The 22,429-nt window shown below is 66.0% G+C and carries 12 protein-coding genes and 2 tRNA genes; 8 read left to right on the plus strand and 6 right to left on the minus strand.

Annotated features, from left to right (window positions below; translation table 11 throughout):
* Positions 1-102: 102 nt before the first annotated feature.
* Both gndA and FOC40_RS01085 read right to left on the minus strand, forming a co-directional pair.
* Positions 103-1,569 (minus strand): NADP-dependent phosphogluconate dehydrogenase, encoded by a 1,467-nt coding sequence (gene gndA, locus FOC40_RS01080; protein ID WP_004565445.1) that lies wholly within the window; start codon positions 1,567-1,569, stop codon positions 103-105.
* 103 nt (positions 1,570-1,672) lie between these two features.
* Positions 1,673-3,202, minus strand: coding sequence for a CCA tRNA nucleotidyltransferase (locus tag FOC40_RS01085; RefSeq protein ID WP_003791427.1), 1,530 nt, complete (start codon positions 3,200-3,202; stop codon positions 1,673-1,675).
* Between the two features lie 210 nt (positions 3,203-3,412).
* Here FOC40_RS01085 and FOC40_RS01090 point away from each other — a divergent pair, with 210 nt between their 5' ends.
* The 6 genes from FOC40_RS01090 to FOC40_RS01115 are packed head-to-tail and all read left to right on the plus strand — an operon-like array spanning position 3,413 to position 11,486.
* On the plus strand, positions 3,413-3,883 hold the full coding sequence (locus tag FOC40_RS01090) for an NUDIX hydrolase (protein WP_003791425.1): 471 nt from the start codon (positions 3,413-3,415) through the stop codon (positions 3,881-3,883).
* Entirely contained in the window at positions 3,870-6,284 is a 2,415-nt protein-coding gene (locus FOC40_RS01095; protein ID WP_155844093.1) for a DUF6049 family protein, read from the plus strand. The genes FOC40_RS01090 and FOC40_RS01095 overlap by 14 nt, the downstream gene beginning before the upstream one ends.
* A complete protein-coding gene (gene murJ, locus FOC40_RS01100) occupies positions 6,281-9,340 on the plus strand; it encodes a murein biosynthesis integral membrane protein MurJ (protein WP_004565417.1) in 3,060 nt (1,019 codons plus the stop codon). The genes FOC40_RS01095 and murJ overlap by 4 nt, the downstream gene beginning before the upstream one ends.
* Positions 9,341-9,358: 18 nt before the next feature.
* Complete coding sequence (trxB, locus tag FOC40_RS01105; RefSeq protein ID WP_155844094.1) at positions 9,359-10,396, plus strand: thioredoxin-disulfide reductase; 1,038 nt, start codon at positions 9,359-9,361, stop codon at positions 10,394-10,396.
* Complete coding sequence (locus FOC40_RS01110; protein WP_155844095.1) at positions 10,393-10,824, plus strand: YchJ family protein; 432 nt, start codon at positions 10,393-10,395, stop codon at positions 10,822-10,824. The genes trxB and FOC40_RS01110 overlap by 4 nt, the downstream gene beginning before the upstream one ends.
* A 20-nt stretch (positions 10,825-10,844) precedes the next feature.
* A complete protein-coding gene (locus FOC40_RS01115) occupies positions 10,845-11,486 on the plus strand; it encodes a phosphatase PAP2 family protein (protein WP_004565414.1) in 642 nt (213 codons plus the stop codon).
* A 585-nt stretch (positions 11,487-12,071) separates the two neighbouring features.
* On the opposite strand, the gene FOC40_RS01120 is transcribed toward FOC40_RS01115, so the two are convergent.
* Positions 12,072-18,590, minus strand: coding sequence for an SdrD B-like domain-containing protein (locus FOC40_RS01120; protein WP_004565412.1), 6,519 nt, complete (start codon positions 18,588-18,590; stop codon positions 12,072-12,074).
* 659 nt (positions 18,591-19,249) lie between these two features.
* Between FOC40_RS01120 and FOC40_RS01125 the strand changes: the two genes are divergently transcribed.
* The gene (locus FOC40_RS01125) at positions 19,250-20,677 is read left to right on the plus strand and encodes a cryptochrome/photolyase family protein (protein ID WP_004565410.1); all 1,428 of its coding nucleotides are present in this window, start codon (positions 19,250-19,252) and stop codon (positions 20,675-20,677) included.
* Between the two features lie 134 nt (positions 20,678-20,811).
* Here FOC40_RS01125 and FOC40_RS01130 read toward each other — a convergent pair.
* From FOC40_RS01130 to FOC40_RS01135, 3 genes are all read right to left on the minus strand, one after another.
* Positions 20,812-20,884 (minus strand) — tRNA-Ala (locus FOC40_RS01130).
* An 11-nt stretch (positions 20,885-20,895) separates the two neighbouring features.
* Positions 20,896-21,030 carry a DLW-39 family protein gene (locus tag FOC40_RS10620; RefSeq protein ID WP_004565409.1) on the minus strand — a complete coding sequence of 45 codons (135 nt, stop codon included), beginning with the start codon at positions 21,028-21,030 and terminating at the stop codon, positions 20,896-20,898.
* A 30-nt stretch (positions 21,031-21,060) separates the two neighbouring features.
* Positions 21,061-21,137 (minus strand) — tRNA-Ile (locus FOC40_RS01135).
* Between the two features lie 123 nt (positions 21,138-21,260).
* Between FOC40_RS01135 and FOC40_RS01140 the strand changes: the two genes are divergently transcribed.
* Positions 21,261-22,217, plus strand: coding sequence for an Mbeg1-like protein (locus FOC40_RS01140; protein WP_004565408.1), 957 nt, complete (start codon positions 21,261-21,263; stop codon positions 22,215-22,217).
* Positions 22,218-22,429: the final 212 nt, after the last annotated feature.

The following is a 22,429-nucleotide window of genomic DNA, read 5'->3' on the forward strand; positions in this document are numbered from 1 at the left end:
TTAACCGGGTTTCCTGAAAGAACCCCAAAGTATGGGCTGCAACACAAAGGGGTGGGTACCGCGCACCCACCCCCTTCGTGCGGCTTCCGCCGCGGTCTCAGATCAGGACCACTGTTCCTCGGGACGACCATCGACCGCCCACAGGGTGTGGAAGACACCCTCCTTGTCTACCCGGTGATAGGTGTGGGAGCCGAAGAAGTCACGCTGGCCCTGGATGAGGGCAGCCGGCAGGCGCTTCGCGCGGATCTGGTCGAAGTAGGCCAGGGACGAGGCGAACACCGGAATCGGAACGCCGGCGAGGGCCGCCTGGGCCACGACGCGACGCAGCGCGGGCGTGCACTCCTGGAAGCGCGTCGCGAACGGCTCGGCGGCCAGCAGCAGCGGCAGGTCGGGGTCGGCCTCGTAGGCGCGGGTGATGTCGTCGAGGAAGGCCGCGCGGATGATGCAGCCCGCGCGCCAGATGCGAGCCAGGGCACCCTTGTCAATGCCCCACTCGTATTCCTTCGCGCCGGCCTCGATCTCGTCGAAGCCCTGCGAGTAGGCGACGATTTTGGAGGCGAAGAGCGCCTGGCGCACGTCCTCGATAAACGCGGCCCGGGCCTCGTCCGACTCGATGACGAGGGCGGTGGCGTTGCCCGCGAGAGCCTGGCCGGCCGCGCGCTGGGCGGGCTCGGAGGACGCGCCGCGCGCGAAGGTCGCCTCGCCGATCGCTGTGACGGGGACGGCCAGGTCGAGGGCGGTCTGGACCGTCCATTTGCCGGTGCCCTTCTGCGAGGCGGCGTCCACGATGAGGTCGACGAGGGGCTTGCCCGTCTCGGCGTCCACCTGGCGCAGGACCTCGACGGTGATCTCCATGAGGTAGGAGTTGAGCTCGCCCTCGTTCCAGGCGGCGAAGATGTCGGCAATCTCGGCCGGGGTCGCGCCCAGGCCCTCACGCAGGAGGGTGTAGGCCTCTGCGATGACCTGCATGTCGGCGTACTCGATGCCGTTGTGCACCATCTTCACGAAGTGGCCGGCGCCGTTCGCGCCGATGTACGTGCAGCAGGGGACGCCGTCGTAGGTGCCGGCGATGGCCTCGAACATGGGGCCGAGGCGGTCGTACGAGGCCGGGGTGCCGCCGGGCATGATGGAGGGACCCCACAGGGCGCCCTCCTCGCCGCCGGAGACGCCCGCGCCCACGAAGTGCAGGCCGCGCTCGGCGGCCCACTTCTCGCGGCGGATCGTGTCGGTGAACAGGGAGTTACCGCAGTCGACGATGATGTCGCCCTCGTCCATGAGATCGGCGAGTTGCTCCATGACGGCGTCCGTCGAGGGGCCGGCCTGGACCATCATGATGGCGACGCGGGGCGCGCGCAGGGACGCGACGAAGTCTTCCAGCGTGGACGCGGGAACGAAGGTCGCTTCGTCGCCGTGCTCCGCCATGAGCTTCTCGGTGCGAGCCTGGGTTCTGTTGAAGACGGCGGTCGCGTAGCCGTTGCGGGCCAGGTTGCGGGCCAGATTTGCGCCCATGACTCCCAGGCCGTACACGCCGATGTCGGCCGACGCCTTCTCGGGGGTGAACGTGCTCATGCGATAACACTCCTAACAAAAAGTTGAATAATTCCCAGGGTACGGCGGCATGACCGGGAGTGCACCATGCGCGGGCGTGACGATTGTCGCCCCGCGCCCCGTCTCACTGTCCCTGGGCCTCGCGGGCGGCCTTCGCGGCGGCCTTGCGAGCCTTCTTTTCCGCGACCTTGGCCTCCCAATGGGCCTGCTGAGCCTGGTACTCCTCGGCGAGGGCGCGCACGTCGTCCGATGCCCACCAGTCGAGAAGCGCCTGACGGGCAGCCTCCTCGCCCAGCGGCCCGCGCTCCATGCGCAGCTCAAGCAGGTAGTCGCGGGCGATCTTCACGGCGCGCGAGGGGCGCAGCCCGAGGATCTCCATGATCTGATCGCCGTCAAGGTCGGGGCGAATCGCGTCCAGCTCCTCCTGCTCGCGCAGGGCGGCGATGCGCGTCTCGAGGTCGTCGTAGGCGGCGGATAGGTAGTTGGCCTTACGGCGGTTGCGGGTCGTGCAGTCCGCGCGCGTCAGGCGGTGGAGGCGCTCGAGGAGGTCACCCGCGTCGGCCACGTAGCGGCGCACCGCGGAGTCGGACCAGGCGGCCTCGCCGTAGCCGTGGAAGCGCAGGTGCAGCGCGACCAGGTTGGAGACGGCCTCGATCGTCGCCTTGTCGAAGTGCAGGGCCTTCATGCGCTTGCGCGTCATCTTCGCGCCTACGATCTCATGGTGGTGGAAGGACACGGTGCCGTTCGGCTCGAAGCGGCGGGTCGCCGGCTTGCCGACGTCGTGCATGAGGGCGGCGAAACGCAGGATGAAGTCGGGTGCGGGCACGGCACCATCCGGGCCGGTCTCCAGGTCCATCGCCTGCTCGACGACGGTGAGGGTGTGCTCGTAGACGTCCTTGTGGCGCTTGTGCTCGTCCACCGTGGAGACGAGGCCGGCAACCTCGGGCAGCACGATGTCGGCGACACCCGTGTGCACCATCAGCTCGATGCCGCGGCGCGGGTAGGGCGAAATGATGAGGCGCTCGAGCTCGGCGCGGATGCGCTCAGCGGAGACAATCTCCAGGCGCGAGGCCATGGTCTCCATCGCGTTCATGACGTCCATGTCGACGTCGAGGCCCAGCTGCGCGGAGAAACGCGCGGCGCGCATGATGCGCAGCGGGTCGTCGTCGAAGGACTGCTCGGCGGACACGGGGGTACGCAGGTTGCCGTCCGCGAGGTCGGCGAGTCCGCCGCACGGGTCGACGAGGGCCATCTGCGGCAGGCGCATCGCCATCGCGTTGACCGTGAAGTCGCGGCGCGTCAGGTCACCTTCGAGCGTGTCGCCGAAGGTCACCTCGGGCTTGCGCGAGCCAATCTCGTACTCGTCAGTACGGTAGGTCGTCACCTCGACGACCAGGTCGCCGCGGCGCCCACCGATCGTGCCAAACTCCTTGCCGATGTCCCAGGTCGCGTTGCCCCACTGCGCCAGGAGCTCCTCGGTGCGCTCGGGGCGCGCAGAGGTCGTCATGTCGAAGTCGTGCGGAGTCACTCCCAGGAACGCGTCGCGCACGGGCCCGCCGACGAGCGCGAGCTCCTCCCCGGCCTCGTCAAAAATCGTGCCGAGTTCCATAATCGCGGGCGGGAGCGCGGCGAAGGTCCTCGTGGCGTTTGCCATGAGGGTAGGAATGTCCGTCGTTCCGGCGTTTTGCGCGGTCACTGGGCCGTTATTCGGGGAAGCTGACTGGGTACTCATCGCCCTTAAGCATGCCAGCAAAGCACCCTGGCCGACTACCGGGGGCCGCGTACCGGCTACAGTGGAGTCATGCCTGCACGTCCAGTTGACCGCCGAGGCGGGGTGCCCCGACCCCCGCGTCGGTCCGCTTCTGTGCGCGCTGGCCGCTCTCACCTGCCGATTTCCGCGGAAACCAGCGCGGGTGGCATCGTCGTGGACGTGCGTGACGGAATTCCCTATGCGGCGTTGATCGCGCGACGCAATCGAGCGGGTCGCATCGAGTGGTGCCTGCCCAAGGGCCACCTCGAGGGTTCCGAGACTCCCCAGCAGGCCGCGCTGCGCGAGGTCGCCGAGGAAACTGGCATCCACGGGCGTATCATCCGCCACCTCGCATCGATCGACTACTGGTTCTCCGGCAACGACCGCCGCGTTCACAAGGTCGTCCACCACTACCTGATGGGGTATGAGTCGGGCACGATCTCCGTCGATGGGGATCCGGATCACGAGGCTGAGGAGGCCGCGTGGGTGCCGCTGCGCGACGTGTCGCGCCAGCTGGCCTACCCCAACGAGCGCCGCATCGTGCGCATCGCCCTGGACCTGCTGTATCGGGATGGCCGTGACTAGGCGCGCGCTGACGGCTGGCGTCCTGTGCGCGGCGATCGCTCTTCCCTTCGGCCTCGGTCTAAGCGAGGCCGGGGCCGCCCCGCTGCCCACCGTGACCTCGCAGTCGGACGAGTCGCGCCCCACCGTCATGGGCACAGTCTCAGAGGATTCTGGGCTTTCCGTTTCCATTAACTCGCTGTCGCCTCGAATCATCACAGATGAAAACGAACTCGTTATCACAGGAACGGTCCGTAACGATTCACCGACGACGCTCGCGAATATCTCCCTCGAGGTGTTCGTCGCCAACGAGACCCCGATCTCAGTCCCCGCGCTGACGACCGCCCTCTCCGACGACGAGCCGGACGCCACCCACGCGGCCTCCTCATCGCTCACGGACGTCGCCCGAGGAGCCACGACTTCATTCGAGATCCGCATTCCCACGTCCTCACTGCCCCTCACCGACGCCGAGGAGTGGGGCCCGCGCGTCACAACCGTGACTGCGACCTCCGGCGAATACTCGGGCAAGGACCGATCGATCATCGTGTGGGACTCGGGCGCGCAGATCTCCGCCTCGCGCGTGAGCACCGTGATCCCCTGGACCTCGACGAGCACCACCCAGGACCAGGGTGAACGCTCGGCGGTCCTCAGCCTCGCCTCCGCCAGCGGCGTCACCCTGGCCGTCGACCCGCTGCTGATCCCGCGCGGCCCGCAGCCCACGGCCACACCGACCCCCTCGGCTTCCCCTTCGACTTCCCCCTCGGCCGACGCTGGCCAATCCGGATCTGACCCTGCCCAGTCCGGCCAGTCCGACGCGGAATCGGGTCAGTCCGACGCCCCCACGGCCTCGCCGAGCGCGTCCCCCACCCCGACGCCCGCCCCCACGGCCACGGACCCGGCGCAGCGCGCGCGTGACCTCCAGTCCGAGGCCTTCGTCGCGGCGCTCCTGTCGAACGCGACCGAGATCATCGCCCTACCCGAGGGAGACGCCGACCTCGGTGCCCTGTCGCTGTCGGGCAACACCGGCTTCTGGGACCGCGCCTCGCGCTCGATGGCCGACTTCCCCGACACGCTGCGCAAGGCCGGGTGGGTCGCACCCGCCAACTCTCCGGCCAGCCCGAGCCCGTCAGCCTCGGCCACCCCCTCCCCTTCCGGGACACCCGAGGCCACGCCCACGCCGAGCGCATCCACGAGTACCGCCGGCCAGTCCGCCACGACGACCTTCTCGCCCGACTCCGGGCCCTCGATCCTGCGTAACGTCGCCTGGCCTGCGGACACGACCTTCGGCACGTCGTTCCTGTCCGGATTCTCCTCCTCGGACCAGATCACAATCGCCCCGGTGGGCGCCCTGACCCCTGCCGAGGACGTTCCCTTCACCTCCTACGCGCGCGTCAACGTCAACCCTGCCACCGGCGAGACCTCAACGGATGGGACGGGCGCGCGCTCCCTCGCTCAGCAGAGCGACATCGCGGCGCTCCTGTCGTGGAACGCGTCCGGCGGCGACGAACTCGACGCCGAACAGGCCCTCACCGCAATCACCGCGATCATCACCCGCGAGCGCCCCGCCTCTTCGCGCACCATTTTCGCTGCGGCCCAGCGCGGAACCGTCATCAACGAGCGGCTCACCAGTCGCACGAAGGCGCTGTTCTCACCCCGCTGGGTGAGCGCCATGTCCTTCAGCGAGATGGCCGCCAGTGAACCCACCGACGTCGACCGCCAGACCGTCGGGGCCGGTGTCCTCGCTACCGACACGGAGACCGCGATCTCGGCCATGGCCTCGTCCCTGACCATGCTCACACCACTTGCGAACGCGACGGACGACGCCGACGCGGTGTATGCCTCGGTCACCCCCCAGATTCTCCCGGCCCTGTCCGCGCAGCTCACCCCCTCCGAGCAGCTCGACGCGGCGACTGCCGTCACCTCGCAGGTCACGACGATGCTCTCCGCCGTGACCGTCGAGCCCTCCTCGGCCATCAACCTCATTAACAAGTCCGCAAACTTCCCCGTTCTCGTACGCAATAACCTGCCCTGGCCGGTGCGCGTCGACGTGACCCTCGTGCCCGACGACCCGCGTCTGCGCGCCATCCCCGCCCAATCCCAGACGCTCGCCGCGCAGGGCGCGACGACGGTCGAGGTGCCCGTGCGTGCAATCGGCAGTGGCGACATCGAGGTCACGTACAAGGTCACCACGCCCAACGGCGTTGTCCTCGACGACTCCCAGACCGTGACCGTGCGCATGCGCGCCGGGTGGGAGGATGCGATCACGGCCGTCATCGCCTCGCTCTTCGGCCTGCTCTTCCTGGCCGGCATCACGCGTTCGCTACGCAAGAGGGCCGCACGCAAGGCGCAGGCTGCATCCGGCGACGCCGACACGACAGACATCACCACTGAAACCGAGACAGCAACGACGAAGGAGACCCCATGAGCTCGAACACGCCTCGCCGATCGATCCTCAGGGCATCGGCGCTCATGGCGTCGGGCACCATGGTGTCGCGCATCCTCGGCTTCGTGCGCAACGCGATGCTTATTGCCGCGGTCGGCGCGACGGCCGGCGGTGTCGGCGCCGCCTTCCAGACCGCGAACACGCTGCCCAACACGGTCTTCAACCTGCTGGCCTCCGGCATCTTCGACGCCGTCCTGGTCCCGCAGATCGTCGGCGCCATCAAGCGCCGCAACGACGGTGACATCTACGTCAACCGCCTGCTGACCCTCGCGGGAACCCTGCTCTTCCTCGTCACGTTCGCGACGATGGTGCTCGCCCCCGTCCTGGTGATGATCACAGCGGCCGGCTACACCGAGGACATTCGCAACCTCGCGATTCTCTTTGCCCTCCTGTGTCTGCCACAGCTCTTCTTCTACGGCCTGTATAACCTGCTCGGCGAGCTACTCAACGCGCGCGAGATCTTCGGGCCCTACATGTGGGCGCCTGTCGTCAACAACGTCGTAGGCATCGTGGGCCTCGGCGCTTTCCTCGCCATCTGGGGCGGCGCACCGGACGGCGGCATTCCCGCGGGCGATCTGACGGGCGCACAATTCTGGGTCCTCGCCGGATCCGCGACCCTCGGCGTCATCTGCCAGGCCCTGTGCCTGCTGTGGCCGATGCGCCGGGCGGGAGTCTCCTTCAAGCCGGACTTCCACTTCCGCGGAACCTCTTTCGGGTCAATGCCGCGCGTGGCCGGATGGACGTTCGCAACCCTGAGCGTGTCCCAGGTCGGCGTCCTGTCCACGAACAACCTCGCTGCCATGGCCGACGGTTTCATCGGCCGCAACGGCACTCAGGGCGGCGTCGTCGGCATCCTCGCCTACTCGACGGCGTTCATGATCTTCATGGTTCCCCAGTCGCTCATCACGGTGTCGCTGACGACCGCAATCTTCACCCGCATGGCCGGTGCCGTTGCTGACAGCGACGACCGCGCGGTGGCCGACAACTACCACCTGGGCGTGCGCACTATTACGTCGCTGACCCTCGTCGCCGCAGCCATGCTGATAGCCGGTTCCGTCCCCATGATGGAGATCGCGATGGCGGCCAAGGGCGGGGATCCCGAGGCCGTGACCGGCTACGCCCTCGTCCTCGCCTCGCTCATGCCCGGCGTCGCCTCGACCGGCATGGTCCTCATGAGCCAGCGCGTCTTCTTCGCCTACGAGGACGTCAAGCCCGTCTTCCTCATGGGCATTGGTCCCACGATCCTCCAGGTGATCGTCGGCTGGTCGATGTACGCCCTGACCGGCGCCCGCTGGTGGGTCGTCGCGGCCGCACTCGGCGAGACCGTGTGCCGCTTGACCCAGGGCATTATCGCGGTCGTGTGGGTCTCGCGCGAGAACCGCTACATCGACCGCGCGGGCCTGCTGCGCTCTTACGCGTCCTACCTGGCCGCGGCGATCGTCGCTGGCATCGTGGGCTTCGGCCTCCTGTGGCTCATGGGCATCCACACCGAGATTTCGTCGACGCTGGGCCGCATGGCACTGGCCGGCGTGAAGCTCTCGCTCGTGTCCGCGCTGACCGGCCTCGTGTACCTCCTGGTCCTGCGCTTCGCTGCGCCCGGCGAATCCGCCGTCATGATGCGCCCGCTGCTCACCCGCCTGCGCGTTCCGGGTGCTGTGGTGAACATCCTGGCAGCGTCCTCCACGCCCACCCCCGCACCAGCTGAGATAATGACGGGACACACACCCGACGAGACGGAGGAACCGATGGCTCCCACGCCCGAACGCAGCGGCGACGACGAGAAGCTGCCGTCGTTTGACGAGGTGCTCTCCACCTCGCCGATCCCCGCGCCCCCCACGCCTCCCGCGGCCCCCGCAGCCGATGAGGCTAAGGAACTGGCCGACAATGCGGCCGAGGAGCTCGTCGACATGCCACCGGCCCCCGCGCCCGCCGAGGTCCCGACCCTCGGCCCCGCGACGCAGGCACCCGTCGAAAACCCGCTGGTCGCCGAGGCCGTGGCCGTGCCCATCGTCGACGACATCGCCGAGGCCACGGAGGCCGCGCAGGCACAGGCAATTCCCGAGTCCCTCGCGGAGTACGGCATCGAGCCCGTGACGGATGAGGTGGAGGCCGCGCAGGTCGAGGCCCCCGCGTTCCCCCTCGCTCCCCCGCCGCCGGCCCCCGCCGCCAGCGGATACGAGCGCGACGCTGAGGTCAATCCCGAGGACTACCCCCATCCCGCTCCCCTGATGGACGGCCCCTCGACGCATCAGATTCCGCGCGTGCAGGCACCCGAGGCGGTGCCCGCTCCCCCGGTCGAGGATGCCACCGAGGTCATGGACCCCGTCCCCCCGATGCCTGCCGCTCCCGTGCAGGACGCCCCGGCCTCGTCGAACGAGGAGGGCTCCTCCAAGCACTCCGGCACGCTCGTCGACCCGACGAAGCCCGCGCTGATCTTCGGCGTCGTCCTGGTGCTCTTTGGCGCGATCTGGGGTCCGTGGATGGCCACCCGACCGGTCACCGACCTGGATCTGACCCAGTCCCTGCGCGCCGGCATCTCCCAGCAGCAGTCCAACGAGGAGCCCAGCCCCGCGCTCACCACGACGCCCCCGCCGGCTCCGACCACGACCCCCGTGATCTCCTCCGTGCAGGTCCTATCGTGGAACAACGACGACGGCGACCACCCGGACCGTGCGATCAACATGATCGACTCGAACCCGGCGACATCCTGGTCCTCGCGCTGGTTCGACAACAACCAGTTCCGCGACGAGACTTCCGTGACGATCGTCGTGAAGCTCCAGCAGAAGGCCACCGTGTCCTCGGTGACGCTCACCATGGATCCGGCGACGTCCGGCGGCGAGGTCGTCGTGCGTAACGTCACGGACCCGGCGAACCCGCGCGGTGGAACAGAGCTGGCCATGTCGGCGTTGTCTCCGACGACGACGATTCAGCTGCCCACGGCCGTCGAAACCGACTCGATCGCGCTGCAGTTCCGCTCCATGCCCAAGGGCCAGGACGGACGCAACTGGGCGTGGATCTCCGAACTTACAGTTCAGTAACCCTGAAGGAGTGTACGCATGTCTTTCGTGACAATTCCGGGCCTGGTCAAGGCCGAATCCACCGATACCACCGCTGAGACCGCCGAGGTGCAGATCCCGTCGGCCGAGGTGCCCGAGGGCGCCATCGTCCACGACGTCGTCATCGTTGGCTCGGGTCCGGCCGGCTACACGGCTGCGGTCTACACGGCCCGCGCGGGCCTCGCCCCCATCGTGCTGGCCGGTCAGCTGGCCGCGGGTGGCGCGCTGATGAACACGACCGAGGTCGAGAACTTCCCCGGTTTCCCGGAGGGCATTCAGGGCCCCGAGCTCATGGACAACATGCGCGATCAGGCCGAGAAGTTCGGCGCGGACGTTCGCTACGAGGACGTCGTCGCCGTCAACCTCGAGGGCGACGTGAAGGCCGTGGCGACCGAGGACGAGGTCTTCTACGCGCGCGCCGTCATCCTGGCGACCGGCTCGGAGTACCGTCACATGAACGTGCCCGGCGAGGACGAGTTCTCCGGCCGCGGCGTTTCCTACTGCGCAACCTGCGACGGCTTCTTCTTCAAGGATCGTCGCCTGGCCGTCATTGGTGGCGGCGACTCCGCGATGGAGGAGGCCACCTTCCTGACGAACTTCGCGTCCGAGGTCGTTGTCGTACACCGCCGCGACGCCCTGCGCGCCTCGCGCGTCATGGCCGAGCGCGCCCTGAACAACCCGAAGATCTCCTTCGAGTGGAACGCGACCGTCGACGAGGTCCTGGGCGACGAGGCCGTAACCGGCCTGCGCCTGGCCTCCACGGTGGATGGCTCCACGCGCGAGATCGCCGTGGACGGCGTGTTCGTCGCGATCGGTCACCTGCCCCGCACGGGCTTCCTGCGCGGCCAGGTCGCCCTCGACGAGGCCGGCTACATCACGGTCGACGAACCGTCGACGCGTACGTCCGTCGCGGGCGTCTTCGCCTGCGGTGACGCCGTGGACCACACGTACCGCCAGGCCATCACGGCGGCCGGCTCCGGCTGCCGTGCGGCCCTGGATGCGGAGCGCTGGCTGGCCTCCCTGGGCGACCAGGCGTGACCTCCTCCCCCGCTGCTCCCGGCGCTGCGAGCGCTGGCGTGCCCCGGCCTCGTACCTGCCCGTGCGGGTCGGGGGCGTTGCTGGCGCAGTGCTGCAGGCGCTACCTGGACGGCGAGGTGGCTCCGACCGCCGAGGCGCTCATGCGTTCGCGCTACACGGCGTTTGCGCTGCGCGACGAAGACTACCTGTTCCGCACGTGGCACCCGCGCACGCGCCCCGCTCCCCCGTACTGGGTGGAGGGGACGCAGTGGACGGGTCTGCAGATCCTGGGGGCCGAGGCCGGGGGTCCTTCCGACGAGGAGGGCACGGTGACGTTTGTGGCCTCGTGGCGGGACACATCGACTGGCGAATCCGGGCAGATGCGGGAGCATTCGCGCTTCTCACGCCGGGCCGGGCGCTGGATGTACGAGTACGGCGCCAACGACTGACACTACGGTAGGATTTCACTATGATTGCTCGTCGCCTTCTGACTCCCCCCGTGATCATCGGGTTTCTCCTCGTCGCGGCTGTCGCCGTCGCGGGCGGATTCATTACGAGTCCCCTATCGATCGACACCACGGTGTGGTCTGACTTCGTCGCGTCGCGCACGCCGGCGATAAACTCGTTCATGACGGGCGCCTCGTGGCTGTTCGACCCCAAGCGCGCGGTCGTCGTGGCGCTGGCCGTGGCGGTCGCCGTGTGGTGGTTCATCAAGAAGGTCATGAACGCCCTGTACATCCTGTGTTCCGTGGTGTTCTCGGCCGCAAACAGCTTCATCATCAAGCACGTGTACGAGCGTCCTCGCCCCGAGGAGGCGCTGCGTCTGATCACCGAGGACGGCTACTCGTTCCCGTCGGGTCACGCGACGTCCGTAACCGCACTGTTCGTGTCGCTGGTCCTGGTGCTGACGACCACGCGCGTCGGTCGCCGTCTGCGCTACCTGCTATGGGCCGCGGCGCTGACGTTCATCGTGTTTATCTGCGTGACGCGCTTGTACCTGGGCGTCCACTGGGTGACCGACGTGATTGGCGGCTTCAGCGTGGGTCTGGGCTCGTCGATGATCTTGGCGCCGTTCATGATTGGACCTAACGCCCTGAAGTTGTTCCGCTAGTTATCGGAACTCAATTGTTGCAGGGAGCGCCCGGGGCCGTGGCCCCGGGCGCTTGTGCGTGCGCTGTGTATGGCCGTGCGGGGCTTCCAGTGGTGCGCGAAGGTGTGCGTGTGTAACAGGTTCATCCTCTGCCTGTGATGCCTCCTTCAGGTACCCGCGGCACCCGTCGCACGCGGTTGCGCCGAGGCTTACACACTGGGGCAAGACCGTGCATGTGCCGCCCAACACGAGGCCTTCGTACTCACACCCGCGATAAAGCTCGCCCAACGTGAGGCTGTTTGCGGCATTTCCGCGAAAAACTCGCCCAGCACAGCATAAAACGGCGTGTTTGAGCAATTTTTCGTATGCTAGGCGAACTTTTTCGCGCTCGCACCCACGTCAGGCCGAGCAGGGTGAATGTTTTCGCGCCGATGCTGCCCGCCGTGCCCTCCGGCGCACGGAACACCAGCGGCGCCACAAGGAAGAACCTCAAGCCCACCCGGGAACGCCGTGGGGGCGGGTATGCCAAAGGGGCGGGTACCGAAGTACCCGCCCCTTGTCGGCTCACTCAGCCATTGCCTCGTCGAGGCTCAGGCCGACTGATCCTCAGTCCTGGCGAAGGCGACGCATCCACAGGAACATGCCGCCAACGACGGCCGCTCCCAGGCCTGCTCCGCCGATCAGGCCGTCGAAGCCGGTGCGGGCGAGGCCCTGCTTCGGCTTGGTGACCGGGACGTCGGGTGCGACGTAACCGAAGTTCACGCCGGTGACCTTCTGGTTGTCGAAGCCGATCGTGATCTCACCGGACATGGAGTCGGCGATGCCGTCCGGGTCCTCGGTCTGGTCCAGGTCGGCGAGGTCGCCGTCCGGGTAGACCTTGACGCGGTAGGTGCCCGCGGGCAGCTTGGAGAAGGAGTACTTGCCGTCCTTGTCGGTCGTCGTGGTGGTCGCGACGACCTTGCCGTCCTTGTCGAGCAGGTCGACCGTCACGCCGGAGAAGGTCTCTTCACCGTCGGTGTAGGAGCCGGACTTGTCGGAGTCGCGGTAGACGGTGCCCTTGATGGTGTTGTTCGGGACGTAGCCGAAGTCGACGTCACCCTTGGTGGGGTTCTTCTCGTCGAGGGTGATCGGCTCGGATGCGTTGTCCAGCTTGTTGTCGGGGTCGCCGGTCTGGTCGGTGTCGGTGAGGGCACCGTCCTTGACGACCTTGACGGAGTAGTCGCCGTCGGGCAGGTGCTCGAAGGAGTACGTGCCGTCCTTGTCGGTCATCGTGGTGGCGGTGACCTTGCCGTCCTTGTCGAGGAGCTGTACCGTCACGCCGGAGTAGCGTCCTTCGGTGTCGCCCTTCTTTCCGTCGCGGTCACCGTCGCGGTAGATGGTGCCGTTGATGGAGTTGTTGGCGATGTAGCCGAAGTTGACGTCCGTTTCGGTTCGGTGGTCGTTGCTCAGCGAGATGATGCCGGAGGTGGAGTCCTTGGTGGAGTCCGGATCCTCCGTCTGGTCGAGGTCGGTGAGGGCACCGTCCTTGACGACCTTGACGGTGTAGTCGCCGGCGGGCAGCTTGGAGAAGGAGTATGCGCCGTTCTCGTCCGTCGTGGTGGTCGCGACGACCTTGCCGTCCTTGTCGCGCAGTTCGACAGTCTGGTTGGCGTAGCCCTTCTCGGTTGCGCCGTGCGTCTCGTCGCGGTCACCGTCGCGGTACACGAGGCCGTGGATCGAGTAGTCGGGGACGTATCCGAAGTCGATGTTGTCCTTGGTGGGGTTGTCCTCGCCCAGGGTCACGGGTTCGGAGGCGTTGTCCTTGTTCGCGTCCGGGTCCTCGGTCTGGTCGGTGTCGGCGAGCTCGCCGTCCTTGACGACCTTGACGGAGTAGGTGCCGTCGGGCAGGTGCTCGAAGGAGTACTTGCCGTCCTTGTCGGTCGTGGTGGTACCCACGACGTTGCCGTCCTTGTCGAGGAGCTGGACGGTGACGCCGGAGTATCCGGGTTCGGTGCCGTCGTGGTCGCCGTTGCGCGAATCATCGCGGTAGACGGTGCCCGACAGGGAGTTGTTGTTCACGTAGCCGAAGTTGACGTCCGTCTTGGACGGGTTGTCATTGTTCAGTGTGATGGGCTCGGAGGAGTTGTCCTTCGTGGCGTCCGGGTCGCCGGTCTGCTCGAGGGGGGCGATGGGGCCATCCTGAACGACCTTGACGGAGTAGGTGCCCACGGGGAGCTTATCGAAGGAGTAGTTGCCCTTCTCGTCGGTCGTGGTGGTGGCGACGACGTTGCCGTCGACGTCAACCAGGTTGGCCGTCACGCCCTCGTAGAGCTTCTCATCCGTGTCCAGCGTGCCGGAGCGGTTGCCGTCACGGTAGATGGTGCCCTTGATGAAGTAGTCGGGCACATAGCCGAAGTTGACGTTCTTCTTCGTGGGGTTGTCCTCGTTCAGGACGATGGGCTCGGAGGCGCTGTCCTTGGTGCCGTCCGGGTCCTCGGTCTGCTCGAGGTCGGTGAGGGCTCCGTCCTTGACGACCTTAACGGAGTAGGTGCCGTCGTGCAGGTTGTCGAAGGAGTAGTTGCCGTTGGCGTCGGTCTTGGTGGTCGCGATGACCTTGCCGTCCTTATCGAGGAGCTGGACCGTCTGCTCGGGGTAGCCGGCCTCTCCCCCGTTGAGGGAGTTGGAGCGGTTGTCGTCGCGGTAGACCGTGCCGGAGATCGAGTTGTTCGAGATGTACCCGAAGTTGACGTTCTTCTTGATCGGGTCGTTCAGCTCGAGGGTGATGTCACCGGAGGTGTTGTCCTTGGTGGCGTCGGGGTCCTCGCTCTGGACGAGGTCGGCGATGGGGCCTTCCTTGTGGACGCGGACCTTGTAGGTGCCTTCCTCAAGGTTGGTGAACGCGTAGGCGCCCTTGGCGTCGGTCGTGGTGGTGGCGACGACGTTACCGTCCGTGTCGAGGAGATCGACGGTCACACCCTGGTAGAGCTTCTCGCCGTCCTCGAGGGACTCGGAGCGGTCGGCGTCACGGTAGACGGTTCCCTTGATCGTGTAGTTCGTGGCGTAACCGAAGTTCACGTTCTTCACGGAAGGATTGTCGTGGCCCACCTGGATGACGCCGGAGGTGTGATCCTTGGTGCCGTCCGGATCCTCGGTCTGCTCAAGCTTCTTGAGGAGGTCGGAGGGCTCCGCCTTGACGGTGTACTTGCCGGCGGGCAGCTTGGAGAAGGAGTACGTGCCGTCTGCCTTCGTCGTGGTCGTCGCGACGACCGCACCGTCCTCGCCGAGCAGGGTCACGGTGATGCCGTCGAAGCCGGGCTCGGAGTTGTTGAGGGTCTCGGAGCGGTCCTTGTCGTAGTAGACGGTGCCGGAGATGGTGTAGTCCTCGGCGTAGCCGAAGTTGACGTTGGTGACGTCCGGGTCGGTGCGCGTGAAGGTGATGGCCTGGGAGCGCGAGTCCGCCTGACCGGAGGGGTCCTCGGTCTGCTCCTTGTCCGCCAGCGGGCCGGTCTTGTCGACCTGGACGGTGTAGGTGCCGTCGTTGAGGTCGGTGAAGGAGTAGTTGCCGTCCCCGTCGGTCTTGGTGGTACCCACGACGTTGCCGTCCTTATCGAGCAGCTTCACGGTGATGCCAGACAGGTCGATATCGGCCGTGTTCTTCGTCTTATCGCGGTTCTGGTCGAGGTAGACGTTGCCGGAGATCGCGTGCTTTTTGATGTAGCCGAAGTTGACGTTCTCGCGGACCGGGTTGTCGGCGTTGAGCGTGATCACGCCGGAGGCGTTGTCCTTCGTGCCATCCGGATCCTCGGTCTGGGTCAGCTCGGCGATGTCGCCGGCCTTGGTGACCTTGACCGTGTAGGTTCCGGCGTCGAGGCCGGTGAAGGAGTAGTTGCCGTCCGCGTCGGTCTTGGTGGTGGCGACGACGTTACCGTCGGCACCGACCAGCTCGATCGTGATGTCCTTGAAGGGGTCCTCACCGTTGTCGGACGAGGAGGACTCGTTCGCGTCGTAGTACACCTTGCCCGAGAGGCGGTGCTTGACGGTGATGGACGCAGAGGAGGAGTTGTTGCCGGGCACGAGGTCGTACTCGGGCGGGTTCACGAAGGCAGCCGTGTTGTTCAGGGTCTTGCCGTCGGTGTCGGCGTTCAGCGTGACCGTCACGAAGAGCGAGGCGTATTCGCCGGCGAGCATGTCGCCGATCGTCCACGTGGTGCCGTCGAAGGTGCCGGCCTCGTCGGTGCCCTTGCATTCCTGCGGCAGGCCGGTCGTGTAGCCGGAAGCGCACTTGTGCATCTCAGCGGACACGAAGGTGGTGCCTGCGGGGAAGGCTTCCTTGACCTTGAGGTCGGGGGCCTTGCCCTGGCCGATGTTGCCGGCGTCTATGCGGTAGGTGACCTGGTCTCCGGGCTTCAGGTTGGAAGCGTCGGAGACGACGGTCTTGTTGAGGGCGACGTCGAGCCCGAGGGTCATGGCGACCTTGATCGGCTCGGCGGGCAGGATGGCGCGGTTGTTCGAGGCCTGGGTGGCCGCGATCGCGACGGACTCGTAGGCGATGCCGGTCGCGTTATCGGGGGCCTTGATGGGCGCGATGATCGGGATCGATGCGCCGGCCTTGATCGGGGTGGCCTTGCCGTTGATGTAGATGCGGTAGGACTTCACGTCGGCCCACGAGGCCGGGGTGGTGGTCCAGTTGTTGTCGCATCCTGTGGGGCCGGCTGCCATCGCGTCACCCTGCTTCATGACTTCGCCGCGGCAGGGGTTGTAGGAGGTGGAGTACTCGATGGTGACCTGCGAGGGGTCGATGCCCGATCCTGCGCCGACCTGAAGGGGGCCGGTGAGGATGGGTGCCCACTCGGAGCCACGAGGATCAGAACCCTGGATGGAGGTGTCGCCAACGTGGGGCAGGATGCCGTAGACGGTCATGTCGGACAGGTCCGCGTTACCGGAGTTGGTGGGGGTGATGCGGTACTTGCCGTCTTCACCCTGGCGGATCATGGACACGCCGTCGACGTACTTCTTGTAGGTCGAGCCTTCCACGGAGCCGAGGCCCTCAAGGACGACGTCGGCACCGGCCTGCTCGGAGACCGTGAAGGTCGATGAGACGGGGCAGACCTGGTCAGCGGTGGAGCCATCACTGTTGACATCGTAGGTGTCATCGGTAGAGCCGTAGAAGCAGATCGTGGTCGACTTGGAGGTCAGCGCGTACTCGGGCTCGGCCGCGGAGATGTAGGCCTCGTTCTTGTGCGTGCCGGCGCTCATCGAGGGGCCGACCTTGCCGCGCAGCTGGATGGTGGTGCCACCCTTGGTCTGGTAGCCGGGCCAGGTGACCTGGACGAGCTGGCGGGTGCAGCCGGTGGCGTCGGTGACATCGCGGACCGTGACGGTCTTTTCCTTACCTGCGGGACCACCGGTGACGGAGTCCTCGACGAAGGTCATGCCGCAGGGCAGCAGGTCGGAGATGACGGGCTGGGAGTCAACGACGGTCGAGGTGTTATTCGCGGTGACGCTAAAGGTGACCTCGGAGCCGGGGAACGCCAGGTTGCCCTTGATGGTGGACTTGACGTTGTAGTACTTGGGCAGCGCGGTGCCCAGGGTGAGGATGTCGCAGTAGTCGTCGGCGGGGATCTGGATGGATCGGGAGCCGTCGAGGGACTTCATGGACCAGTCGGTGACACAGTTCTGGACGCGCACATACTGGTCGGACTTGCCGGCCTTCCATGCGGCGGAGTTGGTGTCGGCCTCGACGTAGGTCGTGCCATCCTCGGTCGTGGGGGTCCCTGCGCCGACGGGGCCGGCGACGTTGAGGATGGAGGACTCACCGGCGGGGATCGTCTGCTTGTAGTGGAAGACGGTCAGGTACTCGTCGGCGGCGAAGGAGGAGAAGTCAAATGCCTTGCCGTGGTAGACGGTCTGAGTGCCGGTGTTGCCCTTGTTGGTCCAGTAGGTGATCTCGATGGGCGTCGTGGTCTGGGTGTCGATCGTCTTGACGCTCATGAGGGGCTTGTCGCAGTCCTTGGAGCCGTCGGTCGGGGACACGAGGCCACAGGTCAGGTAGTCGGTGTACTCCATGACGACCGGGACGTTGGAGTTGTTGGAGTAGCTGTACAGCCAGTTGCCCTGCTTGCCGCGCTCGAACTGGCTCATAGCGCGCTTGTTGAAGCCGCCGCCGTAGCGGATCTCGCTGTCGAAGCGGTGCGTGAAGGAAGCGTCGGCGGTGACAACGTTGGTCTCGTTGTTCATCTCCTTGCCGGTGAGCTTCGCGGTGTTGGTGACGGTGTCGTCCGTGCAGGTGTCGTCGTAGTGGACGGTGACGGACAGGACGAGGTTCATGAACGCGGGGTTGACGTCGCCGATGTTCCAGGTGACGGTGTGGGTCGCGGCGTCGTAGGAGCTCTCGACGGTCGCGGCCGTGATCGTCTTGGTGTTACCCGAGGCCGAGGAGGACACGTACGTCGCGCACTTGGGCAGCGGGTCGGTGATGACGACATCGGTCATGTTGGACTTGCCGTTGAGGCCGTCCACGTTGGTGTCGTACTTCGGCGTGATCTGGTAGGTCACGTCGACGTTCTTGGGGCTTGCAACCGGGCCGGTCTTGCTCAGGAGGGGCGTCGGCTCGGACTTGATCGTGACGGTCGCCTGGGAGGTTTCCTTGCTCTCGCCCGAGGTGAAGGTCGCGACCGGGGTGACGGTGGAGCCGCCGGGGGTCACGCCGCGCAGGGCGGTGAAGGTCAGGACCGTCTGGAACGAGGAGCCGGCGGCGACTGTTCCGAGGTTGTAGGTGACGAGGCCGTCAGCGTTGGCGGTCGGAGCCTTGATCGTGGGGGTGACGACCTTCTTGCCGGCGGTGGCCGTGGCGTTGACGCCGTAGGGCGCCGAGTCGGGGTTCGGGTCACCCGCGGGGGTCACCGTGTGGGGCAGCGTGATGGTGACGACCGAGTCAACGCAGTCCTCCGTGGTGGAGGCACAGGCGAACTCGACGACGTAGCGCTGCTCAACACCGGACAGGTACGAGGTCTCATCGGGCGTGATAGCGAGTTTGAGCCTCGGAGCCGCCGCATATGTGGGCAGCGTCGTGACGCCAAGCATGACGAGGGCGGTCGTGACCAGCATGGCAAGCAGCTGGGCGGGCTTGGAAGCCTTCGACCACATGTGATTGGTGTGCACAGCCTACTCCTGAATGTGCGAAAAGCGTGCATTTCAAGCCAATTTTACGAGTTCCTCAACAAGTGTGAAGACGCTGTTTTCCGAGATGAGAAGCCTTCCAACTTCACCTGTGCAGGTCAGTTTTCAAACAATGGTGATGCACCGACAAACAACCATCCATACGGTTTATACACAACTGTGCATAGTGCTGTGGATAAATACGGTGCTTCACTGCATCTGACGTGCCACTTTGCACAATTGTTGTGACGGGGCGCCCTGATTCGCCACCTATAACCAGGTGGTCGGACAAATTTTATCCAAGCGCACAATATGGCGTCAGCGGTGCCGCTGACCTGCTCAAATTGTCGAAGCTCACAAACAGAAAACCCGCAACCACCAGGTTGCGGGTGACACGTGGACCTCCGTAGACAGGCGGAGAACTCTGGCTCGGCCACGCGCCGTCCACAGACCTCCGAGGTTTCTTGTGGCGCCAGTCGCCTATAAAATACGATGACCAGCGACGATAACGTGCATGACCACAGCACTCTACGCCCGGGTTTGGGTGGACCACTTCCTTGATCGGGAGCAGCAGCCGATGCCCCTCACAGCCTTCGCCGACACGATCGCCGGCCAATTCCTGCACTGAACCCTCCCAAGGATCCTCCATGACAACACTGATCTGGCTTCGCGACGACCTCCGTCTAGCTGACCACCCGGCGCTGACAGCCGCCTGCTCAGCAGCAGATGGACCCGTGGTGGCACTGTGGATCCACGAAACCCGGAGGACCGATGAAGACAACAATCGGCACGGCCCACGCCCGCTCGGTGCGGCCACCCGGTGGTGGTACCACCGCAGCCTGCAACAGCTGGCACCGCGGCTTGCAGACCTTGGCATTCCACTCGTCTTCACCCGGGGTGATGCCGCGAACGTCATGCGCCGAGTCGTGGACGCCTTGCAACCTACCGTCGTTCACTGGACACGACGCTACGCCCCGGCAGCCTGCCGATTGGACGCTGCCATCAAGCAAGAGTTGACATCCCGCACCGAAGTGCACAGCCACCCCGGCAGCCTTCTCGCCGAACCGTGGCTGATGCAGACGGTCAACGGCTCCCACTACCAAGTTTTCACACCGTTCAGCCACGCCGTAGCCGACCTGCCCCTCACTTCCCTCCTGCCCGAGCCCTCACCGATCGGCGAGCGGGGCGGTGCGGACACAGCCCTCGCCACGTTGCGGGAGGACGGTGTCCTGCAGAACTTAGAGGACATTGGCTTGCTCGACGAGGGCCCCGCCTGGTGGGAAGAGACTCTCGCACAGCACTGGGAGCCCGGTGAACTGGCAGCCCGGCAGCAACTGGACGCCATCGACAGCTGGTTGCCCGGCTATGCCACACGCCGTGACCTGCCCGGGGAGGAAACATCCACCAGTAGAATCTCGCCGAGGTTGCGGTGCGGGGAACTATCGCCGCGCCAAGCCGTGGCCGCAGCCCGTACCAGCACGGCCTCGGGCGAGGATATCGTCGCTTGGACCAGGCAACTCTACTGGCGCGAGTTCAGCTGGCACCTGCTCCACCACCGCGAACATCTAGAGGACACCCCCATGCGTCCAGCTTTCGCGGAATTCCCCTACTATCCCGACGACCACCTGGCGCGGGCCTGGCGACAGGGCCGCACCGGCATCGACCTCGTCGACGCTGGAATGCGGCAACTATGGCAGACAGGCTGGATGCACAACCGGGTGCGCATGGTCGCGGCATCGCTGCTCACCAAGAACATGCTCCAGCCCTGGCAAGACGGCGAGCAGTGGTTCTGGGAGACTCTCGTGGACGCAGACGAGGCCAACAATCCTATCTCGTGGCAGTGGGTGGCCGGCTGCGGCGCAGACGCTGCGCCCTACTTCCGTATCTTCAACCCTGACCTCCAGCGCACCCGCTTCGATCCGCGCAGCCGCTATGTCAGGCGCTGGATCCCGGAGGGACTCGCTCGGCCTGTCGTGTCCGTCGTCGACCTGGCCGAGTCGCGACGCGAGGCGCTCGCCGCTTACGAGCAAGTACGCGGGTTATCCGGCTCCCTTGCCAAGCCTCAACGCGGTTGAGGTGAGTGTCCTCGGGATCACGCCGACGCCAGAGCCACCTCACCAACGCCCTTGCCCGGGCCGGGCCTAAGACAGCAAAAAGGCCCGAACCGAAACCATACAAGATGGCAAGGATTCGAGCCTTGTACGTAGAGTGGAGCTAACGGGACTCGAACCCGTAACCCCCTGCTTGCAAAGCAGGTGCGCTACCAATTGCGCCATAGCCCCGTTGGAGGAACTCAGTCCTCCACGGCGTCCGTGACGGACTTCCACAGGTCAGCGTTATCGGAAAGATCAACGAGAATTTGTCGGACGGCGATGCCGACGGCCACGACGGATCCGACAGCCACACAACAGGTGACCCATTTCTTCATGATGATCCTCCGCTTTCGCTCGCCTGCGGATGGTGGGCCTAGGTGGGCTCGAACCACCGACCTCAGTCTTATCAGGACTGCGCTCTAACCTACTGAGCTATAGGCCCAACCGGCACCCTTTCGGGCACTCGGATATAGTACACAGCACAAGGCCATCCGGCAAAATCGAGCGTTGGTGACGTCCAACACGACCGCCATTGTCCGGCCATCGACGGAGAGGAGGAGGCCTCGTGACTACGGTCATCGAGCACGCCCGAGACGCGCGCACACCGCTACGAGCGGACATCTCCCCCGCCGATGCTCTCGTTCTCTCGTGCCTGGTCTACGTGGATTTTCACGCGCTGCCCGGGCCTCGTTCCCCGCGCGGTTGCCTGCTCCGAGAAGTCGCCCAGGCCTCGTCAATCCCGTCTCTGTATCGCTATTCGTTGGCGTCCCACGCCGATCGTCCCCTCCTCGAGTCCGCCGGTGCGAGCGCGCGCTTCGGGGGCCTGCGCGTGCGCGATGCGGTCACGCGGCTGACGTCGCAGCCGCTTGCTCAGTTCGGCGCCGTCACCTTCGTCGACGAGGCCGGGGCGACCTACGTGGTCTTACGCGGGACGGATGCAAGCGCAGTCGGGTGGGCGGAGGATGCCCGCTTCGGCCTTGATTTCCCGACGGATTCGCAGCTGTGGGCCGCCAACTACCTGGCGTTTGCGGCGGCACGGGCCAATGGGCCACTCACCGTGGTCGGCCATTCAAAGGGTGCGAATCTCGCGCTGTACGCGGCGGCGGCCACCACTCCCCCGGCGCTCAAGCATGTCTATGCCTTCGATCCCGTGGGATTTCCCGCGTCGGTCATTGACGATGGTTTCTTTCTTGGCATCGACGGGCGAATGCGCGTTTACGTGACGGCCGGCTCGTGGGTGAGTCCACTCCTTCCGCTGCCCACTCCGGCAACGGTCGTCACATCATCCTGGCCGGGGCCACTCAGCCACAACCCGTATGCGTGGCGCTCGCAGGGGTCAACACTTGCTCCCGATCACCGGCGGCAATCGCGGTCCGGACTCATCTTGCGCGACATCCTTGCGGCGGTCTTGCGGGCACGCCCGATGCGGATTGATACCAACTACCAACACCGGCATTCGAGGTGGACACCTGGGCCCTTTCATACGCACGTGGGCCCCTTCCCCCGCACGCTAACCCTATGAGATGTGCGTGGGCGGCCCTGCCCACGTGCAGGTCAAGGGGTTTACGTGCGTATCCAAGGGTTAACGTGCAGCTCATCGGGTCCACGTGCGATATATCGGGTGAGCACTCGGAGTAACGGGCTCAGCTGCGAACAACACAGCGCGACAGAAAGCGTCGCACCCAGCACGCGGACCACCTCAGACACAACAGGGCTTTTTCAGCGTTTATCGCC

The sequence above is a fragment of the Schaalia odontolytica genome (assembly GCF_009730335.1).
GTDB lineage: Bacteria > Actinomycetota > Actinomycetes > Actinomycetales > Actinomycetaceae > Pauljensenia > Pauljensenia dentiphila.